The sequence below is a fragment of the Pseudocitrobacter sp. RIT415 genome (assembly GCF_003057695.2).
In the GTDB taxonomy this organism is placed as follows: domain Bacteria; phylum Pseudomonadota; class Gammaproteobacteria; order Enterobacterales; family Enterobacteriaceae; genus Pseudocitrobacter; species Pseudocitrobacter faecalis.
In genome coordinates this window covers 25232-50479 of sequence record NZ_QBJC02000026.1, presented here as the reverse complement: position 1 = coordinate 50479, position 25248 = coordinate 25232, and the positions used below count along the sequence as shown (strand labels likewise).

Annotated in this window: 21 protein-coding genes; 4 read left to right on the top strand and 17 right to left on the bottom strand. The window is 53.6% G+C overall.

What is annotated here, in order from left to right; genetic code table 11:
• Positions 1–8: 8 nt before the first annotated feature.
• The 16 genes from dnaE to rpsB form a co-directional block, all read right to left on the bottom strand.
• A complete protein-coding gene (dnaE, locus tag DBY68_RS20140; protein ID WP_108476958.1) occupies positions 9–3491 on the bottom strand; it encodes a DNA polymerase III subunit alpha in 3483 nt (1160 codons plus the stop codon).
• 39 nt (positions 3492–3530) lie between these two features.
• Positions 3531–4127 carry a ribonuclease HII gene (gene rnhB, locus DBY68_RS20135; protein WP_108476959.1) on the bottom strand — a complete coding sequence of 199 codons (597 nt, stop codon included), beginning with the start codon at positions 4125–4127 and terminating at the stop codon, positions 3531–3533.
• Positions 4124–5272, bottom strand: a complete 1149-nt coding sequence (gene lpxB, locus DBY68_RS20130; protein ID WP_108476960.1) for a lipid-A-disaccharide synthase — start codon at positions 5270–5272, stop codon at positions 4124–4126. The genes rnhB and lpxB overlap by 4 nt, the downstream gene beginning before the upstream one ends.
• Positions 5272–6060, bottom strand: coding sequence for an acyl-ACP--UDP-N-acetylglucosamine O-acyltransferase (gene lpxA / locus DBY68_RS20125; protein ID WP_108476961.1), 789 nt, complete (start codon positions 6058–6060; stop codon positions 5272–5274). The genes lpxB and lpxA overlap by 1 nt, the downstream gene beginning before the upstream one ends.
• A gap of 3 nt (positions 6061–6063) precedes the next feature.
• On the bottom strand, positions 6064–6519 hold the full coding sequence (gene fabZ, locus DBY68_RS20120) for a 3-hydroxyacyl-ACP dehydratase FabZ (RefSeq protein ID WP_015965836.1): 456 nt from the start codon (positions 6517–6519) through the stop codon (positions 6064–6066).
• A 145-nt stretch (positions 6520–6664) separates the two neighbouring features.
• Positions 6665–7690 carry a UDP-3-O-(3-hydroxymyristoyl)glucosamine N-acyltransferase gene (gene lpxD, locus DBY68_RS20115; RefSeq protein WP_108476962.1) on the bottom strand — a complete coding sequence of 342 codons (1026 nt, stop codon included), beginning with the start codon at positions 7688–7690 and terminating at the stop codon, positions 6665–6667.
• A gap of 3 nt (positions 7691–7693) precedes the next feature.
• On the bottom strand, positions 7694–8179 hold the full coding sequence (gene skp / locus DBY68_RS20110) for a molecular chaperone Skp (protein ID WP_108476963.1): 486 nt from the start codon (positions 8177–8179) through the stop codon (positions 7694–7696).
• 124 nt (positions 8180–8303) lie between these two features.
• Positions 8304–10724, bottom strand: coding sequence for an outer membrane protein assembly factor BamA (gene bamA, locus DBY68_RS20105; RefSeq protein WP_108476964.1), 2421 nt, complete (start codon positions 10722–10724; stop codon positions 8304–8306).
• A 29-nt stretch (positions 10725–10753) separates the two neighbouring features.
• Positions 10754–12106: a sigma E protease regulator RseP gene (gene rseP / locus DBY68_RS20100; protein ID WP_015965840.1), complete on the bottom strand. Its 1353-nt coding sequence runs from the start codon at positions 12104–12106 to the stop codon at positions 10754–10756.
• A gap of 11 nt (positions 12107–12117) precedes the next feature.
• Complete coding sequence (gene cdsA, locus DBY68_RS20095; RefSeq protein WP_108476965.1) at positions 12118–12975, bottom strand: phosphatidate cytidylyltransferase; 858 nt, start codon at positions 12973–12975, stop codon at positions 12118–12120.
• Between the two features lie 12 nt (positions 12976–12987).
• The gene (ispU, locus tag DBY68_RS20090; RefSeq protein WP_108476966.1) at positions 12988–13746 is read right to left on the bottom strand and encodes a (2E,6E)-farnesyl-diphosphate-specific ditrans,polycis-undecaprenyl-diphosphate synthase; all 759 of its coding nucleotides are present in this window, start codon (positions 13744–13746) and stop codon (positions 12988–12990) included.
• Positions 13747–13935: 189 nt separating this feature from the next.
• The gene (gene ispC, locus DBY68_RS20085) at positions 13936–15132 is read right to left on the bottom strand and encodes a 1-deoxy-D-xylulose-5-phosphate reductoisomerase (protein ID WP_108476967.1); all 1197 of its coding nucleotides are present in this window, start codon (positions 15130–15132) and stop codon (positions 13936–13938) included.
• Positions 15133–15240: 108 nt separating this feature from the next.
• Positions 15241–15798, bottom strand: coding sequence for a ribosome recycling factor (gene frr / locus DBY68_RS20080; RefSeq protein WP_015965844.1), 558 nt, complete (start codon positions 15796–15798; stop codon positions 15241–15243).
• A gap of 143 nt (positions 15799–15941) precedes the next feature.
• Positions 15942–16667 (bottom strand): UMP kinase, encoded by a 726-nt coding sequence (gene pyrH / locus DBY68_RS20075; RefSeq protein WP_015965845.1) that lies wholly within the window; start codon positions 16665–16667, stop codon positions 15942–15944.
• Between the two features lie 146 nt (positions 16668–16813).
• Positions 16814–17665 (bottom strand): translation elongation factor Ts, encoded by an 852-nt coding sequence (gene tsf / locus DBY68_RS20070; RefSeq protein WP_015965846.1) that lies wholly within the window; start codon positions 17663–17665, stop codon positions 16814–16816.
• A 203-nt stretch (positions 17666–17868) separates the two neighbouring features.
• Positions 17869–18594: a 30S ribosomal protein S2 gene (gene rpsB, locus DBY68_RS20065; RefSeq protein ID WP_015965847.1), complete on the bottom strand. Its 726-nt coding sequence runs from the start codon at positions 18592–18594 to the stop codon at positions 17869–17871.
• A gap of 321 nt (positions 18595–18915) precedes the next feature.
• On the opposite strand from rpsB, the gene map reads away from it, so the two are divergent.
• The 4 genes from map to DBY68_RS20045 all read left to right on the top strand — a co-directional run bounded on the left by map (position 18916) and on the right by DBY68_RS20045 (position 23856).
• A complete protein-coding gene (gene map / locus DBY68_RS20060) occupies positions 18916–19710 on the top strand; it encodes a type I methionyl aminopeptidase (RefSeq protein ID WP_108476968.1) in 795 nt (264 codons plus the stop codon).
• Between the two features lie 119 nt (positions 19711–19829).
• The gene (gene glnD, locus DBY68_RS20055; protein WP_108476969.1) at positions 19830–22502 is read left to right on the top strand and encodes a bifunctional uridylyltransferase/uridylyl-removing protein GlnD; all 2673 of its coding nucleotides are present in this window, start codon (positions 19830–19832) and stop codon (positions 22500–22502) included.
• Between the two features lie 32 nt (positions 22503–22534).
• Complete coding sequence (gene dapD / locus DBY68_RS20050; protein WP_108476970.1) at positions 22535–23359, top strand: 2,3,4,5-tetrahydropyridine-2,6-dicarboxylate N-succinyltransferase; 825 nt, start codon at positions 22535–22537, stop codon at positions 23357–23359.
• Positions 23360–23466: 107 nt separating this feature from the next.
• Positions 23467–23856: a DUF3461 family protein gene (locus DBY68_RS20045; protein ID WP_015965851.1), complete on the top strand. Its 390-nt coding sequence runs from the start codon at positions 23467–23469 to the stop codon at positions 23854–23856.
• A 108-nt stretch (positions 23857–23964) separates the two neighbouring features.
• Here the strand turns inward: DBY68_RS20045 and cdaR are convergent, their stop codons facing one another.
• The gene (gene cdaR, locus DBY68_RS20040) at positions 23965–25122 is read right to left on the bottom strand and encodes a DNA-binding transcriptional regulator CdaR (protein WP_108476971.1); all 1158 of its coding nucleotides are present in this window, start codon (positions 25120–25122) and stop codon (positions 23965–23967) included.
• Positions 25123–25248 lie beyond the last annotated feature (126 nt).

Here is a 25248-nt window from a genome sequence, read left to right as displayed (position 1 = left end):
TTCCTGTATTAGTCAAACTCCAGTTCCACCTGCTCCGAACCAATAAGGCCACGCAGATCGTTGAGTAAACGATCGCTCGGAGAGACACGCCACGTTGCGCCGAAACGCAATCGCGCACGTGCATCCGCCCTCTGATAGTAGAGATGTACTGGAATTGTCCCAGAGCGGTGGGGTTCCAGAGACTGACGGAGTCGGTTTAAAAGCTGGTCATCAATTTGCCTGTCCGTCAGCGAGATAGCAAGCCCGCGAGCATATTTTTCCCGGGCTTCGTCAATATCCATAACTTCGCGGGCCATCATTTTAAGCCCGCCGCTGAAGTCATCAAAGCTGACCTGTCCGCTGACGATAAGTATGCGGTCTTTTTCCAGCAAATGCTGGTATTTATCCAGCGCCTCGGTAAACAACATCACTTCGAGACGTCCGGAACGGTCATCCAGCGTGCAGATGCCGATACGATTGCCGCGCTTGGTGACCATTACCCGCGCGGCAATGACGAGCCCCGCAGCCGTGGTCACTTTACCACGTTCTGTCGGATGCATGTCTTTTAGCCTGTAGCCTCCGACATAGCGCTCAATTTCTTTTAAATACTGGTTTATCGGGTGCCCCGTCAGGTACAGACCCAACGTTTCCCGTTCACCATCCAGTACCACCTGTTCCGGCCACGGCAGGCAGTTGGCGTAGGATTGTTCAATCTGTTCCGGCTCTTCCGCCAGCACGCCAAACATATCGGCCTGCCCGATGGCTTCCGCTTTCGCGTGTTGATCCGCGGCTTTCAGCGCATCGCCAAGCGAGTTCATCAACGCCGCACGGTGCGGGCCAAGCCGGTCGAACGCGCCGGACATGATCAGTTTTTCCAGCACGCGACGATTCAGTTTTTTAGTATCTGTACGCGCGCACAGGTCGAACAGTTCGCGGAAATAGCCGCCATTGTTACGCGCCTCGATGATAGCCTCAATCGGCCCTTCACCCACGCCTTTAATCGCGCCGATACCATACACGATTTCCCCGTCATCATTAACGTGGAAATGATATAAACCGGAGTTAATATCAGGCGGCAGGATTTTTAGCCCCATCCGCCAGCACTCATCCACCAGCCCGACCACCTTCTCGGTGTTGTCCATATCCGCGGTCATTACCGCTGCCATAAACTCTGCCGGATAGTGCGCTTTTAGCCAAAGCGTTTGGTAGGAGACCAGCGCATAGGCGGCGGAGTGCGATTTGTTAAACCCGTAACCGGCGAATTTCTCCACCAGGTCAAAGATTTTCATCGCCAGTTCGCCATCAACACCGCGTTTTTTCGCACCTTCTTCGAACGCGCCGCGCTGCTTGGCCATCTCTTCGGGCTTTTTCTTACCCATCGCACGACGCAGCATATCCGCGCCGCCGAGGGTATAGCCGGACAGCTCCTGGGCAATCTGCATCACCTGTTCCTGGTACAGGATAATGCCGTAGGTCGGCTCCAGTACCGGTTTCAGGCATTCGTGCTGCCACTGAACGTCCGGATAGGAAATTTCTTCGCGACCGTGCTTACGGTCGATAAAGTTATCTACCATCCCGGATTGCAACGGGCCCGGACGGAACAGGGCCACGAGAGCAATCATATCTTCGAAGCAGTCAGGCTGCAGACGTTTAATCAGGTCTTTCATGCCGCGCGATTCAAGCTGGAATACCGCTGTGGTTTCCGAGCGTTGCAGCATGTCGAAGCTTTTTTTGTCATCCAGCGGGATGGCGGCGATATCCAGCGGCGGCTCGCCATTTTTCTCGCGGCGGGCGTTGATCATCTCCAGCGCCCAGTTGATGATGGTCAGGGTTCGCAACCCCAGGAAGTCAAACTTCACCAGCCCCGCATATTCGACGTCACTTTTATCGAACTGGGTAACCGGGTGCTGACCCGCTTCATCACAGTAAAGTGGCGCAAAATCGGTGATTTTTGTCGGCGAGATCACCACACCACCGGCGTGCTTACCGGCGTTTCGGGTAACACCTTCCAGCTTGCGCGCCATGTCGATCAGCGCTCTGACCTCCTCGTCCGCTTCGTAGATTTCCGGCAGTTGAGGTTCCGCTTCGAAGGCTTTCGCCAGCGTCATCCCGGGATCCGGCGGCACCAGTTTTGAAATGCGATCGACGAAGCCGTAGGGATGACCGAGCACGCGACCTACGTCGCGAATAACCGCTTTTGCCGCCATCGTACCGAAGGTGATGATCTGCGATACCGCGTCACGACCGTACATCTCCGCTACGTGATCGATAACCCGATCGCGTTTCTCCATACAGAAGTCAACGTCGAAGTCAGGCATTGAGACACGTTCCGGGTTAAGGAAACGTTCGAACAGCAGGTCAAATTCCAGCGGGTCGAGGTCGGTAATTTTCAGCGCGTACGCCACCAGAGAACCCGCACCGGAACCACGCCCTGGCCCAACCGGCACACCGTTATCTTTTGACCACTGGATAAATTCCATTACGATCAAGAAGTAACCGGGGAAGCCCATCTGGTTAATAACTTTGAGTTCCGTTTCCAGACGCTCGTCATACGGAGGCCGACGCTTTTTACGCTCTTCTTCATCCGGAAACAGAAACGCCAGACGCTCTTCCAGGCCTTCATGTGATTTAGCGATCAGGAAGTCTTCGGTGCTCATATTCCCGGTCGGGAATTGCGGCAGGAAGTATTCACCCAGACGTACCGTGACGTTACAACGTTTAGCTATTTCGACGGTATTTTCGAGCGCTTCCGGGATGTCGGCAAACAGCTCGCACATCTCCTCTTCGCTGCGCATATACTGCTGCGGCGAATAATTGCGCGGACGTTTCGGATCATCAAGCGTAAAGCCATCGTGGATGGCGACGCGAATTTCGTGGGCGTCAAAGTCACCGCTTTCCAGGAAACGGACATCATTGGTTGCAACGACTGGCAGACCGCGTGCTTCCGCCAGCGCAACGGCAGCATGCAAATAAGGTTCTTCATCCGGCCGACCGGTACGAATAAGTTCGAGGAAGTAGCAGTTCGGAAAGTGTTCTTCATAGAATGAAACACACTCTTCCACCAGTTGCGTATTGCCACGCAGCAGGCAGCGCCCGACGTCGCCCATGCGACCACCGGAGAGCAGGATCAGCCCCTCTTTCAGTTCGACTAACCAGTCGCGATCGATCCACGGGCCAGCAGCGCCATAGCCACGCTGATAGGCGCGCGATATCAGCAGCGTCAGGTTCTGGTAGCCCGTATTATTGGCGGCCAGCACGGTGAGCTGCGTCAGTTCATCGCCAAGCAGATCGCACTGCACATGGAAATCGGCACCGACGATCGGTTTGATCCCCGCACCATGGCCTGCACCATAAAACTTCACCAGACCACAGAGGTTGGTGAAATCGGTGATCGCCAGTGCCGGCTGGCCTAACGCCGCCGCCTTTTTCACCAGCGGCGCCGTTTTCGCCAGGCCATCGATCATGGAGTAGTCACTGTGCACCCGAAGGTGTACGAAACGTGGTTCAGCCATTGTTAGATCCCGCGTTGCTTACTGAGGGCGTAGATAGAGTCAGGATACCAGACCCAGCGCCCGTTTGACCGGGCCAAAACTGCGTCGGTGGTGCTCGGTGGCACCATATTCTGCCAGCTTTTCCAGATGGAAAGCGGTTGGGTAGCCTTTATGCTGGGCAAAGCCGTACTGCGGAAATATACCATCAAGGGCAGCCATTTCGGCGTCGCGCGTCACTTTCGCGATGATAGACGCGGCGCTAATTTCCGCCACGCGGCTGTCCCCCTTCACCACCGCCATTGAGGGCATCGGTAATGCAGGGCAACGGTTACCATCTATCAGCACATATTCCGGCGCGATGCTCAAGCCCGCAACGGCGCGCTGCATCGCCAGCATCGTGGCATGCAAAATGTTCAGTTCGTCGATTTCATGGGGTTCTGCGCGCCCCAAACTCCAGCAGAGCGCTTTCTCTTTGATTTCATCAAACAGCGCCAGTCGGCGCTTTTCGCTCAGCTTTTTGGAATCATTCAGCCCTACAATCGGGCGAGCGGGATCGAGGATCACCGCCGCAGTCACCACAGCGCCGACCAACGGGCCACGGCCAACTTCATCCACACCAGCCACTAAGTGGGTGTGCGGATAAACAAATTCAATCATCGTGCTAACTCCAGAACCGCGTCAGCTGCCTGCTCATCGGCATTACAGCGGATTTGCATATGCAGTTCGCGGAAAGTGTCGTGCATCGCGTGGCTGGTTTTACCATTCGCCAATAGCGGCAACAACGCATCGGCAAGCGCTTGCGGTTGGCATTCATCCTGCAACAGCTCTTTGACCAGTTCGCGTCCGGCGAGCAGGTTAGGCAGCGAGACATAATCCGTCTTAACCAGTCTTTCCGCGAGCCAGAAGGTGAACGGTTTCATGCGATAACCCACCACCATCGGGCACTTTGCCAGCATGCACTCCAGTGCCGCCGTGCCCGAGGCCAGCAGTGCCGCATCGCTGGCAACCATCGCTTCACGCCCCATGCCATCCAGCAGGTGAACGTGCAGATCCGGCGCAACCTCGGCTTTAATACGTTCGAACTGTTCACGGCGTTTGGCATTCACCAGCGGGACCACCACTTCCAGATCCGGATAGTGATGACGCAGAATTTGCGCCGTTTTCAGAAAATCAGCGCTGAGCATTTCCACTTCCGCGCCACGACTGCCCGGCAGCAGGGCCAGACAGTGCGCATCATGTGGAATACCCAGCACATCCCGCGCCGCGTTTTTATCGGGATCCAGCGGCATGGCGTCGGCCATGGTGTGGCCAATAAAGCGGCAGGGAACATTAAATTTGTCGTAAAACGCTTTTTCGAAAGGCAGAAATGCGAGCACCAGATCGGTGGCTCTGCCTATTTTGAAAACGCGTTTCTGTCGCCAGGCCCAGACGGACGGGCTGACATAGTGAATGGTTTTAATGCCCTGCTTCTTCAGGTTCCCCTCAAGAGTGATGTTGAAATCTGGGGCATCAATGCCGACGAAAACATCGGGTTGCAGGTCAGTAAAACGCTTTGTGAGATCGGCTCGAATATGTAACAGACGACGCAAACGTCCGAGGACTTCGACAATCCCCATCACCGCCAGCTCTTCCATTTCATACCAGGCTTCACAGCCTTCTGCCTGCATACGCGGGCCGGCAACGCCGACAAACCGCGCATTGGGAACCCGCGCCTTGAGGGCACGGATCAGGCCAGCGCCAAGAATATCGCCGGAAGTTTCTCCGGCGACCAGGGCAATCGTTAATGGACGCTGCTCAGTCATTAACGAATCAAACCGCGAGTTGAACGCGCGAAGAATTCCGTAAACGCTTTAACTTCCGGATACTGCTCAGCCAGTTCAGCGATTTCTACTTTCGCTTCATCCAGCGTTTTACCGTTACGGTACAAGGCTTTGTACGCATTACGGATAGCAGTAATCGCTTCACGGCTAAAGCCGCGACGTTTCAGACCTTCGATGTTCACCCCAAACGGCGTGGCATGGTTGCCCTGCGCGATCACGAACGGTGGAACGTCCTGCGCAACGCCGGAACAACCGCCAACCATCACGTGTGCACCAATAATGCAGAACTGATGGACTGCAGTCATACCGCCGATAATCACATAGTCGTCGAGCGTTACGTGGCCTGCCAACGTGGCGTTGTTGGCAAGGATACAGCGATCGCCAAGCTGGCAATCATGCGCGACGTGCGCGTTGATCATCAGCAGGTTATCGCTACCCACCTTCGTCAATCCACCGCCCTGTACTGTGCCACGATGAATGGTGACGCTTTCGCGAATGCGGTTGCGATCGCCAATCTCCACGCGAGTCGGTTCCCCAGCGTATTTCAGATCCTGGTTCACTTCACCGATGGAGGCGAACTGATAAATCTCGTTATCACGGCCAATTTTGGTAATGCCGTTAACAACAACGTGAGACTTCAGTACGGTACCTTCGCCGATTTCGACGTTGGACCCCACAATACAAAACGGGCCAATGTGAACGTTAGCACCGATTACGGCACCGTCTTCAACAATGGCGGTAGGATGGATAAAGGCGGTTTTATCAATCACGGATCAGGCCTCCCGGCTACGCGCACACATCATAGTCGCTTCGCAAACAACCTTGCCGTCAACCAGCGCAACGCCCTTAAAGCGAGTCAGGCCGCGACGGGTTTTCTCGAAGGTGACTTCCATAATCATCTGATCGCCAGGCACAACCGGGCGCTTGAAGCGCGCTTCGTCGATACCTGCGAAGTAGTAAAGTTCGCCTGGTTCCAGTTTACCCACGCTTTTGAACGCCAGAATACCGGTCGCCTGCGCCATCGCTTCCAGAATCAGCACGCCAGGTAAAATCGGCTTACCAGGGAAGTGCCCCTGGAAAAACGGCTCATTTACGGAAATGTTTTTCACTGCGCGCAGAAAACGACCTTCTTCAAAATCCAGCACGCGATCAACCAGTAAGAACGGGTAACGGTGCGGCAGAAGTTCTAAAATCTCTTCAATGTGCAGAGTATGAGTGTCGGTAGTCAAAATACTCTTCCTGTCAAAATATACTGAATGGCAATAATAACACGGCCTGCCGGATTCTCAGAAAGCCGACAGGCCGATAAATGTCGCTCGGTCATCACAGGGCTTAGCCCAATAAATTCGGCGACAATCCAATGTGGGTGACTGTTTAGTCTTGTTGATTGATCTTGCGCTCTATAGCCTTCAGACGCTTGCTCATATCATCAATATTCATCACCAGTGCTGCTGTCTTACGCCACGCCTTATTCGGCTGAAGCGGAATACCAGAAGAATAGACGCCAGGCTCAGTAATCGGGCGCATCACCATGCCCATGCCGGTTACTGTGACCTTGTCGCAAATTTCCATGTGACCATTAATGACGCTGGCACCGCCAATCATGCAGTAACGGCCAATTTTCAGGCTGCCGGCCATAATGACGCCACCGGCGACGGCGGTATTGTCGCCAATCACCACGTTATGTGCAATCTGGCACTGGTTATCAATGATAACACCGTTGCCGATCACCGTATCGTCAAGTGCGCCACGGTCAATGGTGGTACAGGCACCGATCTCCACGCGATCGCCAATAATCACGCGACCTAATTGTGGGATCTTAACCCAGTTACCGCGATCGTTGGCATAACCAAACCCATCCGCGCCGATCACGGTGCTGGACTGGATAAGGCAATTCTCACCGATCTCGATGTCGTGGTAAATGCTTACGTTTGCCCACAGACGTGAACCTGCGCCGATTTTCGTCTTTTTTCCGACGAAACAGCCAGCGCCAATCACCACGTTATCGCCAAGCACGACGTCAGATTCAATCACCGCGTTCGCGCCGATAGAGACGTTTTTGCCAAGCGTCGCCGTAGAGTCAATGACTGCGCTGGGAGCGATATCCTGCGCCGGTTGCGGCGTAGTATCTAAAATTTGGGCCATACGGGCGTAAGTCAGGTAGGGATTTTTCACTACCAGCGCCGCGCTGTTGGCAAAAGGAAGATCGTCTGCGGTCATGACGACGGCAGAGGCCTGGCAAGCGGCCAGGTGCTCACGGTATTTAGGATTCACCATGAACGTAATATGGCCTGTGGTCGCGGATTGCATGGACGCGACAGCGGTGATGACGATATCGCCATCACCGTGTAATTCCGCATCCAACTGCTGCGCGAGATCAGCCAGTCGAATTGAAGGCATTACTTATTTAACCTGTTTCAGTACATCAGCGGTGATGTCTTTCACATCGCTGCTGTTGAATGCAACGGCGTTAGCGTCAACAACCAGGTCGATGCTCTGGCTATTTGCAACAGATTTCACAGCAGTCTGGATACGGGTAACCAGTTTGCCGCGCTCTTCGTTGGTACGACGCTGGCGATCCTGCTCAAATGCCTGAGCTTTCTGTGCGAAAGTCTGACGCTGAGAAGTGATGTCTTTTTCCAGCTTGGTGCGGTCTGAACCGGCTTTCATGGACTGCAGACGCTGCATTTTAGACTGCAGGTCGCCTTCCATACGCTGAAGTTCGCTGGCACGGCCTTTGAACTCATTTTCCAGCGTGCTGGAAACACCGGTTTTCTGTGCAACTTGTTGGAACAGGTTGCCCATGTTAACAATTGCGATTTTATCTGCTGCCTGAGCAGACGCAGCCATTGCTAAACCTAACCCTGCAGCTACTAACCACTTTTTCACAATAAAACTCCTTACCATCCCATGCGTACCCGAAGGTACCGTTTTTTGTGTGGCCCGAAGGCCACTTAACGCTATGCCTATACAGCGTCACTACACTGCACTGCATTCCTTTGCAAGTGAGCAATTACCAGGTTTTACCAATGTTAAACTGGAATTGCTCGGCTTTGTCTCCATCGTATTTCTTGAACGGCTGGGCGTAGGAGAAGACCAACGGCCCCAATGGGGACATCCATTGTAATGCGATACCCGCAGACATACGGATGTTGCTTGGATCGCTGTAGTCAGGGATCCCCGCGGCACGCGTCTCTGCAGTGTCTTTCCAGTTTGTATCCCACACAGTACCCGCATCCCAGAAGACGGACGTACGGATTGAGTTCGCGTATTTATCACTCACGAACGGCGTAGGTACAATCAGTTCCATGCTGGCAACAGCCATGGCGTTCCCGCCGACTGCATCATCTGAATTACAGATGCCAGGTTTACCGTCTTTGGTGGTTTCACAGTTATCGGTGCCCGGGCCATAGTAAGCCGCCTTAGGACCGATGTTGTTCGACTGGAAGCCACGTACGGTGCTGGAACCACCGGCATAGAAGTTTTCATAGAACGGCAGTTCTTTGCCGCCCAGGCCATCACCGTAACCCCAACGCGTACGACCCAGAACAACCCACTTGTGGTCGTCATCAATCGGGAAGTAGGACGCGGTATCCAGCGTGACTTTATAGAACTCGTTATCCGAGCCCGGAATGGTGACCTTACCGTTCAGGTTAACGCGCGAACCGTCCGTCGGGAAGTAACCGCGGTCCAGTTTGTTATACGTCCAACCATAGTTGAAGGTGAAGTCATCCGCCGAGAAGTTATTATCATCAGACGTTTTGCTGGCATTCTGACCAATGGAATCCAGATAACGGTTCATCGCTACCTGCGGCTGCATGTTAGACAGGTCGTTATGGACATAGCCCAGACCCGCACGCAGCGTGTTGTATTCGTTGATCGGGAAGCCCAGCGTTCCGTCTACACCATAACTTTTGTTGGTATAGGAGGAGAGGTCCGCATCATCCGCTTTAAAGTCATTGTAGAAGATACGACCGCCGAGACTCACGCCATCGACCGTAAAGTACGGGTTGGTCACAGAAAACTCAGAATAAGTCTGGTAGTCGTTCTTGGTGCCGTTGATACCCACGGAGTAGCCCGTACCTAACCAGTTATCCTGCTGTACGCCAACCTGGAAGCTGACGCCGCTTTCCGTACCGTAACCGATACCGAAGTTGAAGCTACCGGTGTTACGCTCTTTCACCTTGTAAACCACATCCACCTGGTCCGGGCTGCCCGGTACGCGTTGGGTGTCGGTATCAACAGTTTCGAAGTAACCCAGACGGTTCAGACGCTCTTTACCCTGGTCAACGAGATCGCTACCCAGCCATGCCCCTTCCATCTGACGCATTTCGCGACGCAGAACGGCATCTTTGGAGGTGTCGTTACCTTCAAAGCGGATTTTGCGCACGTAGAAACGGTTACCCGCATCAACGTTCACATGCAGTTTAACGGTTTTATCCGCATCGTTGATTTCCGGCTGAGACTGAACGCGTGGATAGGCGTAACCATAGCGACCCAGAAGCTTTTTAATGTCATCTTCCATTTTGGTCACTTTGGTGCCGTTATACAGCTCGCCCGGCTCGATTTTGGTCAGCGCTTCGATTTCAGCGGAGTGACCAGCAAGATTACCGCTCACCTGCACGCTATCGAGTTTGTATTGATCGCCTTCCGTCACGTTAACGGTGATGTAGATGCCTTTTTTATCTGGCGTCAGGCTCACCTGCGTGGAGTCGATGTTGAAACGTGCGTAACCGCGATCCAGATAGTAGCTGCGCAGGGTTTCAAGGTCGCCCGCCAGTTTCTGTTTCTGATATTTACGATCGCCGACGACGTTCCACCATGGCACTTCATCACGCAACTGGAAGTTTGAGATGAGATCTTCCGTACTGAACGCGTGGTTGCCCACGATGTTGATCTGCTGGATTTGCGCGGAGACGCCTTCCTGGAAGACCAGTTTCAGATCGACACGGTTACGTGGCAGCGGGGTGACAACGGCTTTTACACTTGCGCTGTATTTACCCACGCTGTAGTAGAAGTCTTCGAGCCCTTTTTCGATATCCGAAAGGGTGGTGCGGTCAAGAGATTCACCAACCCGAACGCCTGATGCTTCAAGGTTCTGCTTCAGCATGTCATCTTTCACCGACTTGTTGCCGGAGAAGGTGATGCTGGCAATCGTTGGACGCTCTTTGACCTGAACCAGTAACGTATCGCCGTCTCTCAGAACGCGAACGTCCTCAAAGTTGCCAGTGGCAAACAGTGCGCGAATGGTATTACTGATATCGTCATCAGTTATGGTATCACCAGGACGTACTGGCATACTGAGGAGGGCCGCACCAACAGCGACTCGCTGCAAGCCTTCGAAATGAATGTCCTTCACTACGAACCCGTCAGCACCGTATACGGTCGCGCTGCTAAACAGCAGCGACGCTATAAGCAACTTTTTCATCGCCATCGTTATTATGCGTTCTTCCTAACTAACTCTCATAACCGAGAGAAATCATTGAAAAGTGCAAGCCCCATTAACAGCACCAGCAATATTGAGCCAATGCGATAACTAAAGTCTTGAACTCGCTCGGATACCGGACCGCCCTTCAGCTTTTCAATCGCCAAAAACAGCAGATGTCCCCCATCTAACACGGGGAGCGGGAACAGGTTGATGATACCCAGATTTACACTGATGAGCGCAAGAAACATCAGATAGTAAATCAACCCGTACTCCGCTGACATCCCAGCCCCCTGAGCGATCGAAATCGGCCCACTGAGGTTGTTCAGTTTGACGTCACCGGTGATCAATTTGCCCAGCATGCTAACCGTCAGCTTCATCAACTGCCACGTTTTATCCGTGGCCTGAGCGATGGCGCTAAACGGCCCATACTGGCGCACTGTTTTGTATTCGTCAGGTAGCGGGATAACTTTTGGTACCACACCCGCAAACCCTTCCGCCTTTCCGTTACCGTGTTTTGTATCCGGTATCAGCGTCAAAGACAAGGGACTCCCCTGTCTTTCGATATCTAACCGCAGTCCTTTACCGGGGTTATCACGCACCAGCGTGACAAACATCATCCAGTTTTCCAGCGGCTGACCATCGACTTTAACGATCCTGTCGCCAGCTTGCAAACCGGCTTTGCTGGCAGCAGAGTCGGCCTGAATCTCAGCGAGAACAGGTTCAATCTGCGCACCGCGCGGACGAATACCGAGTGAAGCGATAGGATCTTCTTTATCCGGTTCGAACGCCCAGTGCTGCAAATTCAGGATTTTATCCTGACGCTGTTCACTCCCGAAAGGAGCAACAGTGAGGGTGGCACGCTCGTCGCCAATTTTCGCGACCATCGCCAAACGCACTGCATCCCAATCAGGCGTTTCGATACCATCTACGGCTTTTAGTTCCGTGCCTGGTGCAATTTGTGCTTCTGCCGCAATCGAATTGGGGGTTATTTCACCGACAACCGGACGCACGCCAGGAACGCCAATGATAAACACCAGCCAGTAAGCGAAGATAGCAAAAAGGAAGTTAGCGACAGGGCCGGCAGCAATAACGGCGGCACGCTGGCCGACCGTTTTGTTGTTGAATGCGAAATGACGCATCTCCGGCGCAACCGGCTCGACGCGCTCATCCAGCATTTTGACGTAACCGCCCAGGGGGATAAGGGCGATAACAAATTCGGTGCCGTGTTTATCAACGCGACGCCAGAGCGATTTCCCAAAACCAATAGAAAAACGCTCCACGCGAACGCCACAGCGGCGAGCAACCCAGAAGTGACCAAATTCATGGACGGTGATCAATACACCCAGGGCAACAATAAATGCCGCCAGATTCCAGAGTATGCTCAGCATAGACCCATCCGTTAAATCGTCCTGAAAACTAACAACAGCAAGCACGCGAATACGGGAACCGCCGCCGTCAGGCTATCAATTCGGTCCAGAATTCCGCCGTGACCGGGGATCAAATGTCCACTGTCCTTGATACCGGCTTCACGTTTAAACATGCTCTCGGTCAAATCGCCCAGCACAGAAGCCAGCGCGGCGACAATGGAGCATATTAATAGCGTTGAGGGGGCTACGTCCAGATTTGCCCACAATCCATAGGCCCAGGAAATGACTGCGGCTGTAATCAGGCCACCGATAAATCCTTGCCAGGTTTTCCCCGGAGAAACCTTCGGTGCCAGCTTATGCTTGCCAAACAGCTTGCCAAACATATACGCACCGGAATCCGCCCCCCAGACGAGGATCATGACATACAGCAGCCACAGCGCGCCGCTGTAGTGGTTGTCGTCATAGTGCCATGCGCGTAACGCGACCATACCCCAGAAGAACGGCACGATAGTCAGGAGGCCAAACAGCAGACGCAGCGTTTTTGAATGACGCCATGACGCCGCTGAACCCGGATAGGTCAACACCAGTACCAGCGCCACAACCCACCACGCCAGTGAGGCCCACAGCGAAATCTCTACAACCGGTTGATGAAGGTTATGATGATACTCAGGAAGCAAGAAGAGCATCACCGCCAACAACAGGCCGCAAAGTACCGCCAGCCATACCCGCTGCGTACGCGAGCTAAATCCGCTCAGTTGTCCCCATTCCCACGCGGCCAGCATACAGACGACCAGCGTAACAATGGCGAACCCGACTGGCGGCAGCAAAAACAGCGCCGCAATAACAACGGGTATTAAAATTAATGCAGAAATCAGGCGATACTTCAGCAAAAGCTACCCCCATCAGGCCTTTTCGCCACCAGGCTCGGTGCCGCCGAAACGACGCTCGCGATTCGCAAAAGCATGCAGCGCACCCTCAAAGTCTTGTTCATCGAAATCGGGCCAAAGAACATCGGTAAAGTAAAGTTCAGCATAGGCGATTTGCCAGATAAGAAAATTACTGATTCGATGTTCTCCCCCTGTCCTAATTACTAAATCTACGGGAGCCAGTTCATGCATGCAGATTTGCTGACTCAGCAGATCTTCACTGATGTGATCGGGACGGAGTAACCCTTCCTGAACCTGTTCAGCCAATCGCTGAACTCCCTGAATAATATCCCAACGGCCACCATAATTAGCGGCGATATTCAACGTCAGCCCGGTATTATTTTCGGTTATCGCTTCCGCCTTTCGGATGCGCTCCTGCAGGCGGGCGTTAAACCGGCTGGTATCACCGATGATACGCAACCGCACATTGTGGCGATGCAGGCTTTTGACTTCGCTATCCAGCGCCCACACGAAAAGCTCCATCAATGCGCTAACTTCTTGCTCGGGGCGGTTCCAGTTTTCACTGCTGAACGCATAAAGGGTTAATGCTTCAATGCCATTATTCGCCGCATACGACACGGCGCGGCGAACAGACTTCGCCCCGGCTTTATGTCCAAAGGCGCGAATCTTCCCTTGTCTCTTCGCCCAGCGACCATTGCCGTCCATGATGATAGCCACATGGCGACACCCGTGGGCAGGCACATTTTCGCTGATTGGTTGATTAGCAGACAACATAACGCGTTTTTAGTCCATGAAAAGGAATGAGCGGTACCCCGGAATACTGATATTTCTGTCGCAAAAAAGCCGTGTTGAAGCACGGCTTTCACGATTGCCCCTGAAAATAGAGGCGCAATCGGTGGCGCAGACTATATCACTGAAGCCAGACGCTAACAAATACCATGACAGTTCCCAGGCTGATAATCCTCAGCTTGCGAAACGCATCACTTGTTTTCGCGCCACATCACGCGCACGCGCGTCAATCGCCAGCACCTCATCAACGGACTGCGGCTCCGCAAGCGACATCGCATCGAGCACACCCAGGTTCGCCGCCGCGATATCAGTAAAGCGAATCTGCGAATCCAGGAACGCGGCAACGGTAATTTCATTCGCCGCATTCAGTGCGGTGGTCGCTGCCTGCCCCTGTTCAAACGCGTCCATCGCCAGCTTAAGGCAAGGATAACGATCGTAATCCGGCTCGCTAAACGTCAGTGCGCCCAGCTTGCAGAAATCGAGCGGTTTAACGCCGGAATCTGCACGCCCCGGCCAGGCCATCGCATTGGCGATAGGCGTGCGCATATCCGGCTCGCCCAGTTGCGCAATGACGCTACCGTCTTTATAGCGCACCATCGAGTGGATCACCGACTGCGGATGAATCACCACTTCCATTTGTGCGGCAGAGGCGTTGAACAGCCAGCGGGCTTCAATGTATTCGAGACCTTTATTCATCATGGTGGCCGAATCGACGGAAATTTTGCGCCCCATCGACCAGTTCGGATGACGACAAGCCTGATCCGGCGTCATTGCGCGCAGTTCACTGATTGGCGTCTCACGGAACGGGCCACCAGACCCGGTAAGCAGAATGGACGTAACGCCATGCTGCCCGAGATCAGCGTACCCCAGGTCTTGCTGAAAAGTTTGCGGCAAACTCTGAAAGATGGCGTTATGTTCGCTGTCGACAGGTAAAAGTTGCGCACCGCTGGCTTTTACCGCTTCCAGGAACAGGCGTCCGCAGGTCACCAGCGACTCTTTGTTCGCCAGTAAAACCGTTTTGCCGGCATGAATCGCGGCAAGTGTCGGTACCAGACCCGCCGCGCCAACAATGGCGGCCATCACCTGATCAACGTCATCCAGCGCGGCCACTTCACACGCCGCCTGTTGCCCACACATGACGTCGGTGCGGCTGCCGTGTTCACGCAGGGCGATTTTCACCGCCTCGGCGCTATGGGCGTCATCCATCACCGCGAAACGCGGGGAAAACTCCAAACACTGCTCTACTATGCGTTCAACGTTTTTACCGGCAACCAGCGCGGCTACGGAGAAATGGTCAGCGTTATGGCGCACAACATCCAGCGTGCTACAGCCAATTGAGCCCGTTGAGCCAAGAACGGTTATTTGCTTCATGAAAGGTCCAGCTTAGCGACTTGAAGGGTGAAGAGTATAAATGCAAAACGCCGCCAGCAAAGCGATACGCTTCCTGTACGGCGTTTTTTTCCTGCAAACGAATGCAGATTAGAACTGCATCAGTTCCGCTTCTTTTTCTGCCAGCGCCGCGTCAATTTTCTTGATAGCAGCATCGGTCAGTTTCTGCACGTCGTCCTGAGAACGGCGATCGTCATCTTCGCTGATCTCTTTGTCTTTCAGCAGCGCTTTCACTTTGTCGTTCGCGTCGCGACGGACGTTACGCACAGAGACACGGCCCTGCTCAGCTTCACCACGCACCACTTTGATCAGGTCTTTACGGCGCTCTTCAGTCAACGGCGGCAGCGGAACGCGGATGTCGGTGCCTGCAGAGCTTGGGTTCAGACCAAGATCAGACGCCATAATCGCTTTCTCAACAGCCGGGCCCATAGAACGGTCGAACACGTTGATTTTCAGTGTACGGGTATCTTCTACAGTGACGTTCGCCAGCTGACGCAGCGGAGTCGGGGTGCCGTAATACTCAACGACGATGCCGTCCAGCAGGCTGGGAGAAGCACGACCCGTGCGTATTTTGCTGATTTGGTTTTTGAACGCTTCTACGCATTTGTCCATGCGCACTTCAGCATCTTTTCTGATATCGCTAATCACGTTACGAATCCTTGAAAACTTGTCTCAGTCAGACCAGACGGTAGCACAGATGCGCTAAGTATAGTCCTGTTTAAAATATGCCACCGGGTAAGTGACCCGCATGATTAAAGCGGAATCTTACCCGTATTTGGCCTCGACGGAAATTATTCCGTGATTAAAGTGCCTTCTTTTTCGCCCATGACCACGCGACGCAGCGCGCCAGGTTTGTTCATGTTGAATACGCGAATCGGCAATTTGTGGTCACGAGCCAGCGTAAACGCCGCCAGATCCATGACTTTCAGTTCTTTATCCAGTACTTCGCTGTAAGTCAGCTGTTCGTACATGGTCGCCGTAGGATCTTTCGCCGGGTCAGCGGTAAACACACCGTCGACTTTAGTCGCTTTCAGCACCACGTCGGCTTCAATTTCAATACCGCGCAGACACGCTGCGGAATCAGTTGTGAAGAATGGGTTACCGGTACCTGCGGAGAGGATCACCACGCGGTTGTTGCGCAGCAGGCTAATCGCCTCTGCCCAGCTGTAGTTGTCGCACACGCCGTTCAGCGGAATGGCAGACATCAGGCGAGCGTTCACATAGGCGCGATGCAGTGCGTCACGCATTGCCAGGCCATTCATTACCGTGGCCAGCATGCCCATGTGGTCGCCCACAACGCGGTTCATACCCGCTTTCGCCAGACCTGCACCGCGGAACAGGTTACCGCCGCCAATCACTACGCCAACCTGAATGCCCAGTTCAACAAGTTCTTTAATCTCTTGCGCCATACGGTCAAGGATGCTTGCGTCAATACCGAAACCTTCAGTCCCCTGCAATGCTTCGCCGCTCAGTTTAAGCAGAATGCGTTTGTAGACGGGTTTTGCGTTGGTAGCCATTTTCTTTCCTGCGAGTGTCACGAATGGGATGAATTAAATCAGGTGACATCATGCGCTTCCTGCCGATTCGCCCCTATAAGAGCTGGCTGATTTTCACATGACGGGTACAAAAAGGAGCCGCCCTGAGGCGGCTCCGAACAGTGCAATTAAGACTGTTTAGACATTGCAGCAACTTCTGCTGCGAAGTCAGCTTCAACTTTCTCGATGCCTTCGCCCACTTCAAAGCGGATGAAGCCAGTCACGTCAGCGTTGTGCTCTTTCAGCAGCTGGCCCACGTTTTTGCTCGGGTCCATTACGAAAGGCTGACCAGTCAGAGAAACTTCGCCGGTGAATTTCTTCATGCGGCCTTCAACCATTTTCTCTGCGATTTCTTTCGGCTTACCAGACTGCATCGCGATGTCCAGCTGTACCTGGTATTCTTTCTCTACCACTTCAGCAGACACGTCTTCTGGTTTAACGAATTCTGGTTTGCTTGCAGCAACGTGCATCGCCAGGTGTTTAACCAGCTCTTCATCAGCGCCTTTAGCCGCAACCAGAACACCGATGCGCGCACCGTGCTGGTAGCTACCCAGAACGTCGCCTTCCAGGATTGCAACGCGACGGATGTTGATGTTTTCACCGATTTTAGCAACCAGTGCAACACGCTCTTCTTCGAACTGTGCTTTCAGAACTTCAACGTCAGTTACTTTACCAGCAACAGCTGCGTCCAGAACTTTGTCTGCGAACGCCTGGAAACCACCGTCTTTAGCAACGAAGTCAGTCTGGCAGTTAACTTCCAGAATCACGCCGAAGTTGCCTTCGATTTTGGTTTTGATCACGCCGTCAGCAGCAACGTTGCCAGCTTTTTTAGCCGCTTTGATCGCGCCAGATTTACGCATGTTTTCGATTGCCAGCTCGATGTCGCCATTAGCTTCAGTCAGTGCTTTTTTGCAATCCATCATGCCTGCGCCGGTACGTTCACGCAGCTCTTTTACCAGGGATGCGGTAATTTCAGCCATTCTAAAATCCTCGGAAGATTTGATCTGCCCGGCGTTGATCCGCACAGATATAAAAGTGAAAAAAGGGGGCCATAAACAGGCCCCCTAACCAAACGTGTACTACCTGGTCTATAAGGGCTCTCCCCTTCCAGTTATGAGCCGCAGCACGTAGACATTACTCGTTACTGCAACTCGGACACTTTCGGGGGAGTTATCAAGCCTTATTACTCAGCTTCTACGAAGCTTTCTTCAGCCTGGGAAGCCAGGTCAGAAGAACGGCCTTCACGAACGGTAGCCGCTACAGCGCTCAGGTACAGGGTTACAGCACGGATTGCATCGTCGTTACCCGGGATAACGAAATCAACGCCGTCTGGATCGGAGTTGGTATCAACGATAGAGAACACTGGAATACCCAGGTTGTTCGCTTCTTTGATAGCGATGTGTTCGTGGTCAGCATCGATGACGAACAGTGCGTCCGGCAGGCCGCCCATGTCTTTGATACCGCCCAGGCTGTTTTCCAGTTTCTCAAGCTCACGAGTACGCATCAGCGCTTCTTTCTTGGTCAGCTTGTCGAAAGTACCGTCCTGAGACTGAGTTTCCAGGTCTTTCAGACGTTTGATGGACTGACGAACGGTTTTCCAGTTAGTCAGCATACCGCCCAGCCAGCGATGGTTCACGAAGAACTGGTCGCAGCTGTTAGCAGCTTCTTTCACCGCTTCGCTTGCAGCGCGTTTAGTACCAACGAAAAGGATTTTACCTTTACGAGCAGAGATCTTGTTCAGTTCAGCCAGCGCTTCGTTGAACATCGGTACAGTTTTCTCAAGGTTGATGATGTGAACTTTGTTACGTGCGCCGAAGATGAAAGGCTTCATTTTCGGGTTCCAGTAACGGGTCTGGTGACCAAAGTGAACACCAGCCTTGAGCATGTCGCGCATGGAAACAGTTGCCATGATTTAAAACCTCTATAGATTAAGTTGGGGTTATGCCTCCACGTATCCCATATTACCGACCCCGAAGGGCACCCCGGAACATGTGTCGATACGTGTGTGTTGTTACACAAAGTGAGATTGTCGCTTCAGTCCATTCTGTGTATATCAAATGGAACGGAAGTCCGGCGCGCTTTATACCACAAATACGCCGCAGACACCAATAATTGTTGGCACTCTATGCTGTAACTGATTCTCAATCTGGTAGTGGATGCTTCAGACTGTTAACATTGATAGCACTTACACAATTATTGTCGATAAATTCGACCCTGATGGACAAACTCCATGGCTATTTCTATTAAAACACCTGAAGAAATCGAAAAGATGCGCGTCGCGGGTCGTCTGGCAGCCGAAGTGCTGGAGATGATCGAGCAGCACATCAAACCGGGCGTGAGCACCGGCGAGCTGGATCGCATCTGCGATGACTGGATCGTCAACCACCAGCATGCGATCTCCGCCTGCCTCGGCTATCACGGTTATCCAAAATCAGTCTGCATCTCTATTAACGAAGTGGTCTGCCACGGGATCCCCGACGATGCTAAACATCTGAAAGATGGCGACATCGTTAACATCGATGTAACCGTTATTAAAGACGAGTTCCACGGTGACACCTCAAAAATGTTCATCGTCGGCAAACCAACCATTCTGGGCGAGCGCCTGTGCCGCGTCACCCAGGAAAGCCTCTATCTGGGCATCAAAATGGTAAAACCGGGCATCCGCCTGCGCACCATCGGCGCGGCGATTCAGAAGTACGCGGAAGCAGAAGGTTTCTCGGTGGTACGCGAATACTGTGGTCACGGTATCGGTCGCGGCTTCCACGAAGAACCGCAGGTACTGCACTATGATGCAGATGACGGCGGCGTGGTACTGAAAGAAGGCATGACCTTCACCATCGAACCGATGCTGAACGCCGGTGATTACCGTATTCGTACCATGAAAGATGGCTGGACGGTAAAAACCAAAGACCGCAGCTTGTCTGCGCAGTACGAGCATACTATTGTGGTAACGGCTAACGGCTGCGAAATTCTGACGCTGCGTAAGGATGACACCATCCCGGCGGTTATCTCGCACGACGAATAATTGATTTGCCTGATGGCGATGCCAACGCATCTTATCAGGCCTACAAATTGCTCTCTCCAGTAGGCCGGATAAGGCGCTTGCGCCGTCATCCGGCTTTTATATGGGTGGCGCAAACATCAATGAAAACTCTTCCTGAACAGCTCGCGAATACCGCACTCCCCACCCTTCCCAATCAGCCGCAGAATCCCGGTGCCTGGCCTGCGGATATGCTGAACATTGCCACCATCAAAGCCCATCTTGATGCTTTCCAGCGGTGGCTGGGAGAAGCCTTTGACAGCGGCATTTCCGCCGAACAGCTCATCGAAGCGCGCACCGAATTCATCGACCAGCTCCTGCAGCGCCTCTGGCTTCAATACGGTTTTGGTGAAGTGGAAGACGCCGCGCTGGTTGCCGTTGGCGGGTACGGACGCGGTGAATTACATCCGCTTTCCGACATCGATCTCCTGATTTTAAGCCGTAAGAAACTGCCCGATGAACAGGCGCAGAAAATTGGCGAGCTATTAACGCTACTCTGGGATCTCAAGCTGGAAGTGGGCCATAGCGTACGAACGCTGGAAGAGTGCCTGCTGGAAGGTCTTTCAGATCTGACCGTTGCCACTAACCTGATTGAATCACGCCTGCTGATTGGCGATGTCGCCCTGTTCCTGGAACTGCAAAAACACATTTTCAGCGAAGGCTTCTGGCCGTCAGAAAAATTCTTCCCGGCGAAAGTAGAAGAGCAAAACGCACGTCACCAGCGCTATCACGGCACCAGCTATAATCTTGAGCCGGATATAAAAAGCAGCCCCGGCGGCCTGCGGGATATCCACACCTTACAGTGGGTCGCTCGCCGTCACTTTGGCGCCACCTCTCTGGATGAAATGGTCGGTTTTGGCTTTTTGACCGAAGCCGAGCGTAACGAACTCAATGAGTGTCTGCATCTGCTGTGGCGAATCCGTTTCGCCCTGCATCTTGAACTCAACCGCTACGACAACCGCCTCCTGTTCGACCGCCAGCTTAGCGTCGCCCAGCGCCTTAACTACGGCGGCGAAGGCAATCAGCCGGTTGAACACATGATGAAGGATTTCTACCGCGTGACGCGCCGCGTCGGCGAGCTCAATCATATGCTGCTTCAGCTTTTTGACGAGGCGATTCTCGCCCTGACGGAAGATGAAAAACCGCGCCCGATTGACGATGATTTTCAGCTACGCGGCACGCTTATCGACCTGCGCGATGACACGCTATTTATCCGCGAACCGCAGGCGATTCTGCGCATGTTCTTTATTATGGTGCGCAACAGCACCATTACCGGGATTTACTCCACAACCCTGCGCCACCTGCGCCATGCGCGTCGTCATCTGGCGCAGCCATTGTGCTATATCCCGGAAGCCCGCTCGATTTTCCTCAGCATGCTGCGCCATCCCGGCGCAGTGAAACGCGGCCTGCTTCCGATGCATCGCCATAGCGTGCTGTGGGCCTATATGCCGCAGTGGTCGCACATTGTCGGTCAAATGCAGTTTGACCTGTTCCACGCCTACACAGTCGATGAACACACCATTCGCGTACTGCTTAAACTGGAAAGCTTTGCCGAAGAAGCGACGCGCCCGCGCCACCCGCTGTGCGTCGATCTCTGGCCGCGTCTTACCCATCCTGAACTGATTCTGATAGCCGCACTGTTTCACGATATCGCCAAAGGACGCGGGGGGGATCACTCCATTCTGGGTGCGGAAGACGTGCTGAAGTTTGCCGAACTGCACGGCCTGAATTCTCGCGAAACGCAACTGGTTGCCTGGCTGGTGCGCCATCATCTGCTAATGTCCGTCACCGCTCAGCGGCGTGATATTCAGGATCCGGAAGTCATTAAACAGTTTGCTGAATTGGTGCAAACGGAAAACCGTCTGCGCTATCTGGTGTGTCTGACGGTTGCTGATATTTGTGCCACCAATGAAACCCTGTGGAACAGCTGGAAGCAAAGCCTGTTGCGCGAACTCTATTTCGCCACCGAAAAACAGCTGCGCCGGGGAATGGATAACACGCCGGATATGCGCGAACGCGTGCGTCATCACCAGATGCAGGCGCTGGCCCTGCTGCGCATGGACAACATTGACGAAGAGAAGCTGCATCAAATCTGGAACCGCTGTCGCGCCAATTACTTTGTGCGTCACACGCCAAATCAGCTTGCCTGGCACGCCCGCCACCTGTTGCAGCACGATCTCACAGAACCGATGATCCTGTTAAGCCCGCAGGCCACCCGTGGCGGCACCGAGATTTTCATCTGGAGCCCGGATCGCCCTTACCTCTTTGCGGCGGTCTGTGCAGAGCTGGACAGACGTAACCTCAGCGTGCACGACGCGCAGATTTTCACCACCCGTGACGGCATGGCAATGGATACGTTTATCGTGCTGGAACCCGACGGTAGCCCGCTCTCATCCGATCGCCATGAGGCTATTCGTCTTGGGCTGGAACAGGCCATTACCCAACGCAGTTGGCAGGCACCGCAGCCGCGTCGTCAGCCGGCAAAATTGCGTCACTTCTCCGTCGATACCGAGGTGAATTTCCTGCCAACGCATACTGACCGGAAATCTTTCCTCGAACTGATTGCGCTCGATCAGCCAGGGCTATTGGCACGTGTCGGGAAAGTGTTCGCCGACCTCGGAATTTCCCTTCACGGGGCCAGAATTACGACAATTGGTGAACGAGTAGAAGATTTATTTATAATCGCCACCGCCGACCGGCGTGCGCTTAATAATGCGCTGCAATTAGAGGTACAACAACGGTTGACAGCAGCCCTCAATCCAAACGATAAAGGGTAATCATTTTTTTTACACAGATGGAAAGAGTAACAATGCAGCAATTACAGAACGTTATTGAGTCCGCTTTCGAGCGTCGCGCCGACATTACCCCAAACAATGTCGACACCGTAACCCGCGAAGCGGTAAACCAGGTTATTTCATTACTGGATTCCGGCGCGCTGCGTGTCGCTGAAAAAATTGACGGCCAGTGGGTCACTCACCAGTGGTTGAAGAAAGCGGTTCTGCTCTCTTTCCGTATTAACGATAACCAGGTTATCGATGGTGCGGAAAGCCGCTACTTCGATAAAGTGCCGATGAAATTCGCGGACTACGACGAAGCGCGCTTCCAGAAAGAAGGCTTCCGCGTGGTTCCACCTGCGGCCGTTCGTCAGGGTGCGTACATCGCGCGCAACACCGTGCTGATGCCGTCCTACGTTAACATCGGCGCATACGTTGACGAAGGTTCCATGGTTGACACCTGGGCAACCGTTGGCTCTTGCGCGCAAATCGGTAAAAACGTTCACCTGTCTGGCGGCGTCGGCATCGGCGGCGTACTGGAACCGCTGCAGGCTAACCCAACCATCATCGAAGACAACTGCTTCATCGGCGCACGCTCTGAAGTCGTTGAAGGCGTGATTGTGGAAGAAGGCTCTGTTATCTCCATGGGCGTATACCTGGGCCAGAGCACCAAAATCTACGACCGCGAAACCGGCGAAGTCTTCTATGGTCGCGTTCCGGCGGGCTCCGTTGTCGTCTCCGGCAACCTGCCATCAAAAGATGGCAAATACAGCCTGTACTGCGCGGTCATCGTGAAGAAAGTCGACGCCAAAACTCGTGGCAAAGTGGGCATCAACGAACTGCTGCGAACTATCGATTAAGATAGAGGCTAAAGCGGGGGCTACCCCGCTTTTTTTTCGTTCCAAACTGGCGGAAAACGGTTTTTTCACTGATTATTCAATAGGTAAATTACAGCAAGGGTACCGCTATGTACGATAATCTGAAAAGTTTGGGCATTACCAATCCTGATGAAATCGATCGTTACAGCCTCCGGCAGGAAGCCAACAACGATATCCTGAAAATCTACTTCCAGAAGGATAAGGGTGAGTTTTTCGCCAAAAGCGTGAAGTTTAAGTATCCGCGCCAGCGCAAAACCGTTGCTGCCGACGGCGTTGGACAGGGATACAAAGAGGTGCAGGAGATTAGCCCTAACCTGCGCTATGTGATTGATGAACTGGATCAGATTTGTCAGCGCGATCGCACCGAGGTGGATCTTAAGCGTAAGATCCTGGACGATCTGCGTCACCTGGAATCAGTGGTGACGAATAAGATCAGCGAGATTGAAGCGGATCTGGAAAAACTGACGCGGAATAAATAGCCCCTCACCCCGGCCCTCTCCCACAGGGAGAGGGAGAAAACCGCACACATTTAACCCATGGCACCGTCGCACCCCTCTCCCTCAGGGTGAGGGGGGGTCGCGGTTCCGCTACGGCTGCTCATCGAGCTGCAACGCCACATACAACAACAACCTATCGTCAAAATTACTCAAATCCAGCCCCGTTAATTCCGAGATACGATTCAGACGATACTCCAGCGTATTACGGTGTATAAACAGCGCCTTCGATGTCGCCAGTGGCTGCACATTATGGCGAAACCACGCCGTCAGGGTTCGTCTGAGTAATCCATTATTATCCATCGCTTTTAGACGCGTTAACGGGCGGGCCAGCTCATTGGCCTGCCACCCACCCCGCAGACTATCGAGCAGCACGGGTAGCATCAGATCCTGATAAAAATAGCTGCGGCTTTCCGGCATGCGCTGTTTTCCCACCATCATAGTAGTGCGCGCCGTGCGGTAAGAACGCGCAATGCTGCCCGGCCCGGTGAAATAGTTACCCAGCGAAACACGAAAACGCAGCTGTCCGTTCTCTTTCATCCGCGTGATGAGTTGCTCGACGCGTTTGCGGTGATCTTCCGCATCCCAGCGGCCAAACGAGTTCAGTGCCGGTTTCAGCACCACCATTTCAGTCAGTGAAACAATCGCGATCAGGTTATTACGCTCAGGCGTCGTTAGCGCATTTTGCAACTGCTGAAGCTCGGCCATTGCGCTATCCACGCCAAGCTGCCCGCTGTCCACTTCCACCACCGCCACCACGCGCGGCTGGTTCAAGTCGATACCCAGACGTTGCGCCCATTCGGTTAACGCGGGCGTATTCTCCTCCGCCTGAATCAGGTTCATGACCAGCTCTTCACGCAGACGGCTATCCTGCGCCAGCAGGTGCATCAGACGTGACTGTTCGAGCATCATTTCGGCGGTCATGCAAACCAGTTCGCCATATTTACGCAGCGTCTCCGGCTCGCCAGTCAGGCCGATAACGCCAACAATCTCGCCCTCCAGTCGCAGCGGCAAGTTGATCCCCTGACGCACGCCGTGCAGATGCCTGGCGACCGCATCGTCAATGTCCACCACGCGGCCCTGAGAAAGCACCAACAGCGCCCCTTCGTGCAATTCACCAATACGCTCGCGATCGCCGCTACCGATGATGCGACCACGGGCGTCCATGACGTTGATGTTGGTGTCGATAATGCGCATGGTTCGCGCCACGATATCCTGCGCCATTTTGGTATCAAGATGCCAGCCAGCCATGTAATCCTCCTGTGAGCAGGTTACAGCATAAGAAAGATGGCTAACCGCCGCACTGTGCAAATGCACAAAGCCTGGGTGAGAAATATGGAGTTGTGGAAGGCTTCACAGAACAATAAGAAAACCCTT

Bases quoted from the DNA above. Each gene is read 5' to 3' on its own strand.
- dnaE (WP_108476958.1), bottom strand. From the start codon at position 3,491: ATGGCTGAACCACGTTTCGTACACCTTCGGGTGCACAGTGACTACTCC.
- rnhB (WP_108476959.1), bottom strand. From the start codon at position 4,127: ATGATTGAATTTGTTTATCCGCACACCCACTTAGTGGCTGGTGTGGAT.
- lpxB (WP_108476960.1), bottom strand. From the start codon at position 5,272: ATGACTGAGCAGCGTCCATTAACGATTGCCCTGGTCGCCGGAGAAACT.
- lpxD (WP_108476962.1), bottom strand. From the start codon at position 7,690: ATGCCTTCAATTCGACTGGCTGATCTCGCGCAGCAGTTGGATGCGGAA.
- bamA (WP_108476964.1), bottom strand. From the start codon at position 10,724: ATGGCGATGAAAAAGTTGCTTATAGCGTCGCTGCTGTTTAGCAGCGCG.
- rseP (WP_015965840.1), bottom strand. From the start codon at position 12,106: ATGCTGAGCATACTCTGGAATCTGGCGGCATTTATTGTTGCCCTGGGT.
- ispU (WP_108476966.1), bottom strand. From the start codon at position 13,746: ATGTTGTCTGCTAATCAACCAATCAGCGAAAATGTGCCTGCCCACGGG.
- ispC (WP_108476967.1), bottom strand. From the start codon at position 15,132: ATGAAGCAAATAACCGTTCTTGGCTCAACGGGCTCAATTGGCTGTAGC.
- pyrH (WP_015965845.1), bottom strand. From the start codon at position 16,667: ATGGCTACCAACGCAAAACCCGTCTACAAACGCATTCTGCTTAAACTG.
- tsf (WP_015965846.1), bottom strand. From the start codon at position 17,665: ATGGCTGAAATTACCGCATCCCTGGTAAAAGAGCTGCGTGAACGTACC.
- rpsB (WP_015965847.1), bottom strand. From the start codon at position 18,594: ATGGCAACTGTTTCCATGCGCGACATGCTCAAGGCTGGTGTTCACTTT.
- map (WP_108476968.1), top strand. From the start codon at position 18,916: ATGGCTATTTCTATTAAAACACCTGAAGAAATCGAAAAGATGCGCGTC.
- glnD (WP_108476969.1), top strand. From the start codon at position 19,830: ATGAAAACTCTTCCTGAACAGCTCGCGAATACCGCACTCCCCACCCTT.
- dapD (WP_108476970.1), top strand. From the start codon at position 22,535: ATGCAGCAATTACAGAACGTTATTGAGTCCGCTTTCGAGCGTCGCGCC.
- DBY68_RS20045 (WP_015965851.1), top strand. From the start codon at position 23,467: ATGTACGATAATCTGAAAAGTTTGGGCATTACCAATCCTGATGAAATC.
- cdaR (WP_108476971.1), bottom strand. From the start codon at position 25,122: ATGGCTGGCTGGCATCTTGATACCAAAATGGCGCAGGATATCGTGGCG.